Genomic DNA, 10550 nt, shown 5'->3' on the forward strand with positions numbered 1-10550 from the left:
GACTTGATCCGGGACCGCCGGCGGTCTTTAGGTAGGAGCTTGCTGCGCGCGCCGATGAGGTGGGCGGTTCACCGCCAGCGGTCCCGGATCAAGTCCGGGACGACGAGAGGAGAAAGCAATGCAAGGCAAGCGCGTACTGATAACCGGCGCTTCGAGCGGCCTCGGCCGCCACTTCGCGCAAGTCCTGAGCGCCGCCGGTGCGCATGTCGTGCTCGCGGCCCGGCGCATGGATGCGCTGGAGAAACTGGCCGCCGAAATCGGCGATGCCACCTGCGTATCCCTCGACGTCACCGACCCAGCCAGCATCCGCGAAGCCGTCCTTCAGGCTGGCCCCATCGACGTGCTGGTCAATAACGCGGGCGTGTCCAGCGCCCAGCCGGTGCTCGATGCGACGGTGGAGGACTACGATCACATCATGAGCGCGAACCTGCGCGGCGCCTTTCTCGTGGCCACCGAAGTCGCGAGGCGCATGCGCGATCGGGGAGAAGGAGGGGCAATCGTCAACATCGCCTCGATCCTCGGGCTCGCGCAAGGCGGGCAACTAGCGGTCTATGCGATGAGCAAGGCAGGCGTGGTGCAGATGACCAAACAGATGGCGCTGGAACTGGCGCGATATGGTATCCGCGTGAATGCACTGGCGCCGGGCTATTTCGCCACGGACATGAACCGAGATTTCCTCTCCAGCAAGTTGGGCGAGGCGATGTCCAAGCGCATTCCGCAGCGGCGCTTCGGTAATTTCGAGGATCTCGACGGGCCGCTCATGCTGCTGTGCTCGGATGCCTCGCGGTACATGACCGGGGTGGTGATCCCGGTCGATGGCGGGCACCTGCTGGGCGGTCTCTAGTCGCGCCCGTTCAGTCTCTCGGAATCTCGACGTAATCGAGCTTCATCATCCTATCGATCATCGGCCCGCGATATTCCTCGGGCACGGACATCGTGCCGAGCGCCCAGCCCATGATATCGACATCTTCCTCTTCGATGATGGTCTCGAACAGGGTGATGTCCTCGTCCGACCATTCCGCATGGAAGCGGTCGAAGAAGCAGCCGATCATATAATCCGCCTCGCGGGTGCCGCGATGCCAGGCGCGGAACTTGAGGCGGGCGAGGCGAGGCGTGAGTTCGGTCATGCCCGCGCCGTTACAATGCGGTGTCAGGCTCGGCAACTCCTGTAGTGCGAAGCGGAGGGGGCTTCGACAGGCTCAGCCTGAGCGGAATAGGGAAGTTTATACTCACCTCCGCTCACCCTGAGCTTGTCGAAGGGTCAGGCACGGCCTGTCCGAAGCCCCCTCGATCAAGGATCAGCCATGCAGGATCCGGGTGATCTCCTGCGCGGGACGTCCGGCGAGGTTCTTGGGCACCTCAGCCACCAGCACGTCCTTGAGCTGCTTGTGGTAATGCCTGCGCATCTCGCCCAGCGAGCGCGGGTCGGCGACGACCACCAGCTGGTCGATTTCACGCGAAAGCACCTGGCTGTTCAGCCATCCCGTTACCGCCGCGACGTGGGCGCTTTCATCGAGCGCGTCGTTGCTGCCGTCGCCGGTGCGGGCCTGATGACGTGTGGGGCCGTCGAGACGGCGGGCGCCAGCGCTGAAGTTGGTGGCCTCGAGTTCGGGTACGTCCATCGCCGCCAGTCGGGGTTCGGCTTCCGCCCCCGTGTTGCGATAGAGTTCGAAGTTCTCTCCGTCGACGATCGCGAACACGGTTCCGTTCGGCAAGAGCATGGGCTTCTCCTTCATTGTTACAGGGGAGCCAACCGCACGATGACGGACAAGGTTCCGCCCGCTCTGGCGAAACGGTCCCCACTCGCGCTAAGAGGCGCTCGTCATGCGGCCTGAAGCTCTCAATTCCCTGTTCGTCGAAGTCGAGGCGCTCGAAGGCGTCGGTCCCAAGCTGCGCAAGCCGCTGGAAAAGCTGGGGCTTACCCGGATCAGGGATCTTGCGTATCACCTGCCCGACCGCTTCGTTGAACGGCGCGCGATCACCAACCTCGATGAAGCGGGCGTGGGCGAGAACGTCATCGTCGCGCTCACCGTTCGCGAACACCGCTCGCCCAGTGGCCGCGGCCCGTTCCGCGTCATCGCCGAGGACGCGGCGGGCAACATCTGCACCGTCACATACTTCGGCCGCGCCTCCTATACGGGCAAGAAGCAGCTGCCTGTCGGCGAGACGCGCTGGGTGGCCGGGCGGATCGACCAGTACGGCCAGATGCTTCAGATCGTGCACCCCGAACATGTGTCGGAGGATTCGTCCGCGCCGATCGGGCAATTGTGCGAGGCGGTCTATCCTCTGTCCGAAGGTCTGACGCAGGGCCGCGCCGCCTCGCTGGTGGCGCAGGCGCTGAAGTCTCTCCCCGAGCTTCCCGAATGGATCGAGCCCAGCCTCACCGCCAAGACCGGCTGGCCGCTCTGGCGCGAGGCGCTGACCGAGGCGCATCGCGGCGTCAACGGCCCCGCGCGCGACCGGCTGGCCTACGACGAACTCTTCGCCAATGCGCTGGCGCTGATGCTGGTGCGCGAAAGCAACCGCTCGCAGCGCGGCACGCCGCTGGTGGGCGATGGCTCGCTGCGGGCCAAGCTGAAGCTGCCGTTCGCGCTGACCGGCGCGCAGGCCCGCTCGATCGGCGAGATCGAGGGTGATCTGGCGCAGCCCTCGCCGATGCTGCGGCTGCTGCAGGGCGACGTGGGATCGGGCAAGACGGTGGTGGCGCTGTCCTCGATGCTGATCGCGGTGGAGGCAGGCGCGCAGGCCGCGCTGCTGGCGCCGACCGAAATCCTCGCCCGTCAGCATTACGAGACGCTGTCGCGCATGCTGCAGGGCACAGGCGTCGAGATCGCGCTGCTGACGGGGCGAGACAAGGGCAAAGCCCGCGAGGCGATCCTGATGGGGTTGCTGGGCGGCGCGATCCAGATCGTCGTCGGCACACACGCGATCTTTCAGGACAGTGTGGCTTACAAGAACCTCGCGCTGGTGGTGATCGACGAGCAGCACCGCTTCGGTGTCGGCCAGCGGCTGATGCTGGCGCGCAAGGGACGCCGCGCGCCGCATACGCTGGCGATGACCGCGACCCCGATCCCGCGCACGTTGACTCTGGCGCAGTACGGCGAGATGGAAGTCTCCAAGCTCGACGAACTGCCGCCGGGCCGTCAGGCGATCGACACCCGCGTCGTCGCGGTGGAGCGCATGGACGACGTCGTCGGCGCCCTGACGCGCCATATCGAATCGGGGCAGCAGGCTTACTGGGTCTGCCCGATGGTCAACGAGAGCGAGACCGACGACCTTGCCGCCGCCGAGGCCCGCTATGCGGCGCTCAAGGAGCGCTTCGGCGATACCGTGGCGCTGGTCCACGGCCAGCTCCGGCCCGAGGTCAAGGACGCGGCGATGGAGCGCTTCGCCCGGGGCGAGGCCAAGCTTCTGGTCGCGACCACGGTGATCGAGGTCGGCGTCGACGTACCCAATTCCACGCTGATGGTGATCGAACAGGCCGAGCGCTTCGGCCTTGCCCAGCTGCACCAGCTGCGCGGGCGGGTAGGACGCGGTTCGGGCAAGTCCACCTGTCTGCTGCTGCGCGGCAACCAGCTTTCCGAGACCGGGCGCCAGCGCCTTGCCCTGATGCGCGAGACACAGGACGGCTTCCGGCTTGCCGAGGAAGACCTGCAATTGCGCGGCGGCGGGGAACTGCTCGGTACGCGCCAGTCGGGCGACACGCCGTTCCGCATCGCCAGTCTCGAACAGATCACCAAGCTGCTGCCGCTCGCCCACGACGACGCGCGGCTGCTGATCGAGCGCGACGGCGGCCTTGCCGGTCCGCGCGGCGAGGCGGCGCGGCTGCTGCTCTATCTGTTCGAGCGTGACTGGGGCGTGCAACTGCTGCGCTCGGGCTGAATTTGCGTCAGCAAACGCGATTGACCTTGCAGGAACTCAGACTGTTCGCCGCGTCACTGGACTGGTAAGACCAGCCCTGAAAAGCCGAAAAATCGGTCAAACCGGGGGAGGGGCAATTGAAGGGACAACAGGCAGACGTCGAACACGTGGAGATGCAGCCACCTCGTCTCTATCGCAAGGTCGCGGCGCGGCTGATGCAAGAGGTACGCGAAGGCCGCTATCCAGTCGGTGCGCGAATGCCCGCCGAACGTGAGCTGGCCGTCACCATGGGTGTCAGTCGCCCGGTCGTGCGCGAGGCCTTGCTGGCGCTTGAAGTCATGGGCGTGGTCGAAGTGCGAATCGGCTCGGGCGCCTATGTGCTGCGGCAGCCGGATGAAGCGCCGTCCTCACCTCCAGCCGACGTCACGCCGATGGAACTGGCGCAGGCGCGCCTCATCTTCGAGGGCGAGGCGGCTTCGCTCGCCGCGGCCAACATTACCGACGAGGACATTGCCGTGCTTCGACGCGCAATCGTCGAGATGGGCCGTCACGATGGCTCCTTCGAGGACTGGCAGGCGGCATTGACGGACTTTCACATGACCGTGGCCCGTGCAACCCACAACGTCGCGGTCGAGCGCGGCGTGCGCGACTTGTGGGAAATGCGCTCGCGCTCGCCCGAGTGCCGACGCATGCTGGAGGAGGCGCGCGCCCGCAACTATCGCTACAGCCTCGAGCAGCATGTGGAGATTGCCGCCGCACTCGAGGCGCGCGACCCGGTGCGGGCGCGGGAGGCGGTGCGGATGCATCTGGAAGGCTCGATCGAACACCTGCTTATGGCGATCGAGGAGCGCGCTGTCGCCGAAGCCAGGGCGCGGGTAGCGGAAATGCGATCCCGATACTTTTCGCGCTGAACAAAAAAATGGGCCTGAAACGACGAACGGCGCGTCTTGCGACACGCCGTTCTCGTATAAAGTGGTCGGGGAAAGAGGATTCGAACCTCCGGCCCCTGCCTCCCGAAGACAGTGCTCTACCAGGCTGAGCTATTCCCCGACCGGAGGGGCAATCCGAAGACCGCCCCGGGCAGGAGGGCGCCTATATAGGGCACTTCCGGGGGTGGCAAGGGGCTTTTCGGCAAAAACTTCAACCTTGTGAAAATGGTGGCTGATTGCGCTGGGGAGCATCGCGCGCGGGTGCTTTCGCCGGCGCGCGCAGGCGGATAGTCATGATGCCATGACCACGACCGCGCTTCGCACCGCCGCCACCGCAACCCCGCACTGGGAATGGCAATACCTCGACCTCATGCGCCGCATCTGGGAGCAGGGCGACGAGCGGCTCGATCGTACGGGCGTGGGCACGCGCTCGGTCTTCGGCGCGACGATCCGGTTCGACCTCTCGGGCGGGGCGATGCCGCTGCTGACCACCAAGCGCGTCTACTGGAAGACCGCCACGCGCGAGATGCTGTGGTTCCTGACGGGCAACACCAATATCCGTCCGCTCTGCGCGCAGGGGGTGGAAATCTGGACCGACTGGCCGCTCGACCGCTACCGCCGCGAAACGGGCGAGGAGATCAGCCGCAAGGACTTCTCCGCGCGAATCGTGGCGGACGAGGTGTTCGCCGAGGCCTGGGGCGATCTCGGCCCGGTCTATGGCAAGCAGTGGGTGGACTGGGACACGTATGAGCCTGTCGGCGAGGGTCTGTTCCGGCGCGGTCCCGGCATCAACCAGGTGGCGCAGGTGGTCGAGAGCCTGCGGGGCAACCCTGGCAGCCGCCGCCATATCATCGAGGGATGGAACGTCGCCGAACTCGATTCGATGGCGCTGCCGCCTTGCCACAAGACCTATCAGTTCCATGTCGCGGACGGGCGGCTCTCGTGCCTGCTCTATCAGCGCAGCTGCGACCTCGGCCTCGGCTTCGCTTTCAACATGTGGTCGCTGGCGTTGCTGACGCGGATGATGGCGCAGCAATGCAACCTTGAACCCGGTGAGGTCGTTTGGACCGGTGGTGATGTCCACTTGTACCTCAACCATGCGGCGCTGGTCGAAGAACAGCTCTCGCGCGAGCCGGAAGGCGAGGCGACGATGGCGATTCTCCGGCGTCCCGATTCGATCTTCGACTACCGGATCGAGGACTTCGAAGTCGCCGGATATGCCCCCCAGGCGCATATCGCCGCGCCGGTTGCGGTGTAATTGACATTACCAAGGTTTGAAATAATATGACTTAACCGTGGAATTTTGCTTCGCCTGTTGCGGGACGGATTCCACGGCCCGACCTTGGCGGGAGAGCATTGAAATGGCCGAAAAAACGGCACCAGATACGGGAAGGGCGCGCGGGAATCTCCCGCCGCTGGAACTCTACGTACCCGAGCCTCGATACCGGCCCGGCGACGTCGTCGACTATTCGCATCTCCCGGTGCCGCCTGCTGGACAACTGGGGCGCCCGGACGAGAATTGCCCGGCAAGCGAAACCTGGCCGATGACCACCGACATGATTCGCGTCCTCGATGAAGAAGATCGCGCGGTCGGCCCCTGGAACCCTGGGCTCGATGCCGAGACGCTGCGGCGGATGCTGCGCACGATGGCACTGACCCGCGCCTTCGACGACCGGATGTACCGCGGGCAGCGGCAGGGCAAGACCAGCTTCTACATGAAGTGCACCGGCGAGGAGGCGATCTCGGTCGCCCATGCCCACGCGCTGGCCCACGACGACATGGTGTTCCCGACCTATCGCCAGCAGGGCATCCTGATCTCGCGCGGGTATCCGCTGGTGGAGATGGTCAACCAGATCTACTCCAACCGCGCGGACAAGCTGAAGGGCCGCCAGTTGCCGGTCATGTACTCGGCCAAGGATTACGGGTTCTTCTCCATCTCGGGCAACCTCGCCACGCAGTACCCGCAGGCGGTGGGCTGGGCGATGGCCAGCGCGATCAAGGGCGATACCCGCATCGCCACCGCCTTCGTCGGCGAGGGATCGAGCGCCGAGGGCGACTTCCACGCGGCGATGACGTTCGCTGCGGTCTACAACGCGCCGGTGGTGCTGAACGTCGTCAACAACCAGTGGGCGATCTCCAGCTTCTCGGGGTTTGCCGGGGCCGAGCGCACGACTTTCGCGGCGCGCGCGGCCGGCTACGGCATTGCCGGGCTGCGGGTGGACGGCAACGATGCGCTGGCGGTCTATGCCGCCTCGCGCTGGGCCGCTGACCGTGCCCGCGCCAATCAGGGCCCGACCCTGATCGAGCACTTCACGTACCGCGCCGAGGGGCACTCCACCTCCGACGATCCCAGCGCCTATCGCTCCGCGCAGGAGCGCGAGGAATGGCCGCTCGGCGATCCGATCATGCGCCTCAAGAAGCACCTCATCGCCCTTGGCGAGTGGTCGGAGGCGCAGCAGGAGGCGATGGATCGCGAACTGGTCGAGCAGGTGAAGGTGGCGACCAAGGAGGCCGAGAAGAACGGCGTCCTCGGCCACGGGCTGCACCATCCGTTCCACACCATGTTCGAGGACGTCTTCGAGGAACTGCCCTGGCACCTCGAGGAGCAGGCCGCGCAGGCCATCCGCGAGCGTGAGATCAAATGGCCCGAATGGAAGGGAGAAGGCGCATGACCGAAGAGAATGCGTTGAGCCTCCATGACGCGCCGACCCGCTCGATGAACATGATCGAGGCGATCAACGACGCGCTCGACATCATGATGGCCCGCGATCCCGACATCGTCATTCTGGGCGAGGACGTCGGCTATTTCGGCGGTGTGTTCCGCGCTACCGCCGGTCTGCAGAAGAAGTACGGCCGCAACCGCGTGTTCGATTCGCCGATCAACGAATGCGGGATCGTCGGCGCGGCGGTCGGCATGGCGGCTTACGGCCTGCGCCCGGTGCCGGAGATCCAGTTCGCGGACTACATCTATCCCGGCCTCGACCAGCTCGTCTCCGAGGCGGCGCGCATGCGCTATCGTTCGGCGGGCGAGTTCACTTCGCCGATCACCATCCGCTCGCCCTTCGGCGGCGGTATTTTCGGCGGCCAGACGCACAGCCAGAGTCCGGAGGCGATGTTCACGCACGTCGCGGGCCTCAAGACGGTGATCCCGGCGACCCCGCACGATGCCAAGGGCCTGCTGATCGCGGCGATCGAGGACAACGACCCGGTCATCTTCTTCGAGCCCAAGCGCATCTACAACGGCCCGTTCGACGGCTATTACGACAAGCCCTCGCGGACGTGGAAGGGCCATCCCGGCAGCCTGGTGCCGGAGGGCTACTACAAGATCCCGCTCGGCAAGGCGCGCATCGTGCGCGAAGGTGCGGCGCTGACGGTGTTGTCCTACGGCACCATGGTTCACGTCGCCGAGGCGGTGCTGGCCGAGAAGGGCATCGATGCCGAGATCATCGACTTGCGCACGCTCGTCCCGCTCGACATGGCGACTGTGGAAAAGTCGGTGGAGAAGACCGGGAAATGCCTGGTGATACACGAGGCGACCCGCACCTCCGGCTTCGGCGCCGAACTGGTGACGCTGGTGCAGGAGCGCTGCTTCTATCACCTCGAAGCCCCCGTCGAGCGCGTGACCGGCTTCGACACGCCGTATCCGCACAGCCTCGAGTGGGCCTATTTCCCCGGTCCCGTCCGCATCGGCGAGGCGGTCGATCGGCTCATGAAGGAATAACTGGGATGGGACGCTATATTTTCCGCCTGCCCGACATCGGGGAAGGCATCGCCGAGGCCGAGATCGTCGCCTGGCACGTCAAGGTCGGCGATACCGTCGAGGAAGACGGCCGCCTTGCCGACATGATGACCGACAAGGCCACCGTCGAGATGGAAAGCCCGGTCTCGGGCACCGTGGTCGAAGTGGCGGGCGAGGCGGGCGACGTGATCGCCATCGGCTCGCCGCTGGTGGTGATCGAGATCGAAGGCGCGGGGAACGAGGAGGGGCGTGCTCCTGCTCCGAAGGCCGAGGTGGTCGAGGAGCGGATCGAAGTCGAGACGCCGGATGCGGGCGATGTTGAGAAGGTGGTGGCTGGTGCTTCGACAAGCTCAGCACGAGCGGAGGTGGTTGCAGAGCCTCTTCCGACTCCCACACCCGCTCAGGCTGAGCCTGTCGAAGCCCGCGCGCCCACGCCCGCGACAAAGCCCGCCCCTCACGCCAAGGTTCTCGCCAGCCCCGCCGTGCGCCAGCGTGCGCGTGATCTCGGCATCGACTTGTCCGAAGTCCGACCCGCCGAGGATGGCCGCGTGCGCCATAGCGACCTCGACGCCTTCCTTTCCTACAACGCCAGCGGCGGCTTCCAGCCCGCAGGCATGAAGGGCAAGGATGAGCAGGTCCGTGTCATCGGCCTGCGCCGCCGCATCGCGGAGAACATGGCCGCCTCCAAGCGCAACATCCCGCACTTCGCCTATGTCGAGGAGTACGATGTCACCGCGCTGGAGGAGACGCGCGCGCAGCTCAATGCCGGGCGCGGGGACAGGCCGAAGCTGACGATGTTGCCGTTCCTGATCACGGCGATCTGCAAGCTGCTGCCGAAGTACCCGATGCTCAATGCCCATTACGACGACGAGGCAGGCGTGGTGACGCGCTACGGCTCGGTGCATCTGGGCATGGCGGCGCAGACCCCGGGCGGCCTGATGGTCCCGGTGATCCGCGATGCGCAGGACCGCAATCTGTGGCAGCTGGCGGCGGAGATCACCCGTCTCGCCAACGCCGCGCGCGATGGCTCGGCGAAGTCGTCGGAGCTTTCGGGCTCGACGATCACCCTGACGTCGCTCGGTCCGATGGGCGGGGTGGCGACCACGCCCGTCATCAACCGCCCCGAAGTCGCCATCATCGGCCCCAACCGCATCGTCGAGCGGCCGATGTTCGTGAAGGGCGCCGACGGCATCGAGCGCATCGAGAAGCGCAAGCTCATGAATATCTCGATGAGCTGCGATCACCGTGTGGTAGATGGCTGGGATGCGGCGAGCTTCGCGCAGGACCTCAGGAAGCTGATCGAGGCCCCGGCGCTGATCCTCGCAGGGTAGGAGAGGGCAGATGGGCAAGGATCCGCGCGTAGACGAGTATATCGCCAAAGCTGCGGATTTCGCCCGCCCGATCCTCGAACATCTGCGTGAACTGGCTCACCGCGCGCTCCCCGATGCCGAAGAGGCGATCAAGTGGGGGATGCCGCACTTCCTCGTGAACGCAAAGAACGTCGCCGGGATGGCGGCGTTCAAGGCGCACTGTACTTTCGTCATTCACGGGGATGGTCGGCAGGGTGATGCAATGGGCCAGTTCGGGCGCATCACCGCGATTGCCGACCTGCCGGACGAAGCCGAGCTTGCACACAAGCTGCAGGCCGCGCGTGGTCGGGTGCAAACCAAAGGCACGGCGGTTAAGGTCGTCCGCAAGCCCAAGCCCGAAATCGCCATGCCGGATGACTTCGTGGCGGCGCTGGACGGGTTTCCCGCCGCAAGGACGCATTACGAAGCGTTCTCGCCTTCGGCACGGCGCGACTATCTCGAATGGATCACCGAGGCGAAGACCGCCGCGACGCGCGAGAAGCGCATGGCGCAGGCGCTCGAGTGGATCGCCGAGGGCAAGAAGCGCAATTGGAAATACGAAAAGTGCTGACGTAGTCCCGGACTTGATCCGGGACCGCTGGCCGTGAACAGCCCACCTTGCTGCGCTCATCCGGGCTCTCGCCTAAAGGCCGCCAGCGTCCCGGATCAAGT

The 10550-nt window shown here is 65.7% G+C and carries 10 protein-coding genes and 1 tRNA gene; 8 read left to right on the forward strand and 3 right to left on the reverse strand.

Going from position 1 to position 10550, the window contains the following annotated elements; genetic code table 11:
• Positions 1-118 precede the first annotated feature (118 nt).
• Positions 119-844 (forward strand): glucose 1-dehydrogenase, encoded by a 726-nt coding sequence (locus tag ACYPYD_RS12255; RefSeq protein ID WP_008832323.1) that lies wholly within the window; start codon positions 119-121, stop codon positions 842-844.
• A 10-nt stretch (positions 845-854) separates the two neighbouring features.
• Here the strand turns inward: ACYPYD_RS12255 and ACYPYD_RS12260 are convergent, their stop codons facing one another.
• Both ACYPYD_RS12260 and ACYPYD_RS12265 read right to left on the reverse strand, forming a co-directional pair.
• Entirely contained in the window at positions 855-1127 is a 273-nt protein-coding gene (locus ACYPYD_RS12260) for an FAD assembly factor SdhE (protein ID WP_008832324.1), read from the reverse strand.
• A 171-nt stretch (positions 1128-1298) separates the two neighbouring features.
• The gene (locus tag ACYPYD_RS12265; RefSeq protein ID WP_008832325.1) at positions 1299-1721 is read right to left on the reverse strand and encodes a baeRF12 domain-containing protein; all 423 of its coding nucleotides are present in this window, start codon (positions 1719-1721) and stop codon (positions 1299-1301) included.
• A 103-nt stretch (positions 1722-1824) separates the two neighbouring features.
• On the opposite strand from ACYPYD_RS12265, the gene recG reads away from it, so the two are divergent.
• Entirely contained in the window at positions 1825-3882 is a 2058-nt protein-coding gene (gene recG / locus ACYPYD_RS12270) for an ATP-dependent DNA helicase RecG (protein ID WP_459663373.1), read from the forward strand.
• A gap of 152 nt (positions 3883-4034) precedes the next feature.
• Complete coding sequence (locus ACYPYD_RS12275) at positions 4035-4772, forward strand: FadR/GntR family transcriptional regulator (protein WP_459663375.1); 738 nt, start codon at positions 4035-4037, stop codon at positions 4770-4772.
• Positions 4773-4834: 62 nt separating this feature from the next.
• Here ACYPYD_RS12275 and ACYPYD_RS12280 read toward each other — a convergent pair.
• Positions 4835-4911: transfer RNA gene (locus ACYPYD_RS12280), tRNA-Pro, on the reverse strand.
• 180 nt (positions 4912-5091) lie between these two features.
• Here ACYPYD_RS12280 and thyA point away from each other — a divergent pair.
• From thyA to ACYPYD_RS12305, 5 genes are all read left to right on the forward strand, one after another.
• Complete coding sequence (gene thyA / locus ACYPYD_RS12285; RefSeq protein WP_459663376.1) at positions 5092-6048, forward strand: thymidylate synthase; 957 nt, start codon at positions 5092-5094, stop codon at positions 6046-6048.
• A 103-nt stretch (positions 6049-6151) separates the two neighbouring features.
• Entirely contained in the window at positions 6152-7462 is a 1311-nt protein-coding gene (locus ACYPYD_RS12290; RefSeq protein WP_008832329.1) for a 3-methyl-2-oxobutanoate dehydrogenase (2-methylpropanoyl-transferring) subunit alpha, read from the forward strand.
• A complete protein-coding gene (locus ACYPYD_RS12295) occupies positions 7459-8511 on the forward strand; it encodes an alpha-ketoacid dehydrogenase subunit beta (protein ID WP_202196494.1) in 1053 nt (350 codons plus the stop codon). Before ACYPYD_RS12290 ends, ACYPYD_RS12295 begins: the two co-directional genes overlap by 4 nt.
• A gap of 5 nt (positions 8512-8516) precedes the next feature.
• A complete protein-coding gene (locus ACYPYD_RS12300) occupies positions 8517-9860 on the forward strand; it encodes a dihydrolipoamide acetyltransferase family protein (protein ID WP_459663378.1) in 1344 nt (447 codons plus the stop codon).
• Between the two features lie 10 nt (positions 9861-9870).
• Complete coding sequence (locus ACYPYD_RS12305; protein ID WP_459663379.1) at positions 9871-10449, forward strand: YdeI/OmpD-associated family protein; 579 nt, start codon at positions 9871-9873, stop codon at positions 10447-10449.
• Positions 10450-10550 lie beyond the last annotated feature (101 nt).

This window comes from Novosphingobium sp. 11B, assembly GCF_054589055.1.

Bases quoted from the DNA above. Each gene is read 5' to 3' on its own strand.
- ACYPYD_RS12295 (WP_202196494.1), top strand. From the start codon at position 7,459: ATGACCGAAGAGAATGCGTTGAGCCTCCATGACGCGCCGACCCGCTCG.
- ACYPYD_RS12290 (WP_008832329.1), top strand. From the start codon at position 6,152: ATGGCCGAAAAAACGGCACCAGATACGGGAAGGGCGCGCGGGAATCTC.
- recG (WP_459663373.1), top strand. From the start codon at position 1,825: ATGCGGCCTGAAGCTCTCAATTCCCTGTTCGTCGAAGTCGAGGCGCTC.
- thyA (WP_459663376.1), top strand. From the start codon at position 5,092: ATGACCACGACCGCGCTTCGCACCGCCGCCACCGCAACCCCGCACTGG.
- ACYPYD_RS12275 (WP_459663375.1), top strand. From the start codon at position 4,035: ATGCAGCCACCTCGTCTCTATCGCAAGGTCGCGGCGCGGCTGATGCAA.
- ACYPYD_RS12300 (WP_459663378.1), top strand. From the start codon at position 8,517: ATGGGACGCTATATTTTCCGCCTGCCCGACATCGGGGAAGGCATCGCC.
- ACYPYD_RS12255 (WP_008832323.1), top strand. From the start codon at position 119: ATGCAAGGCAAGCGCGTACTGATAACCGGCGCTTCGAGCGGCCTCGGC.
- ACYPYD_RS12265 (WP_008832325.1), bottom strand. From the start codon at position 1,721: ATGCTCTTGCCGAACGGAACCGTGTTCGCGATCGTCGACGGAGAGAAC.
- ACYPYD_RS12260 (WP_008832324.1), bottom strand. From the start codon at position 1,127: ATGACCGAACTCACGCCTCGCCTCGCCCGCCTCAAGTTCCGCGCCTGG.
- ACYPYD_RS12305 (WP_459663379.1), top strand. From the start codon at position 9,871: ATGGGCAAGGATCCGCGCGTAGACGAGTATATCGCCAAAGCTGCGGAT.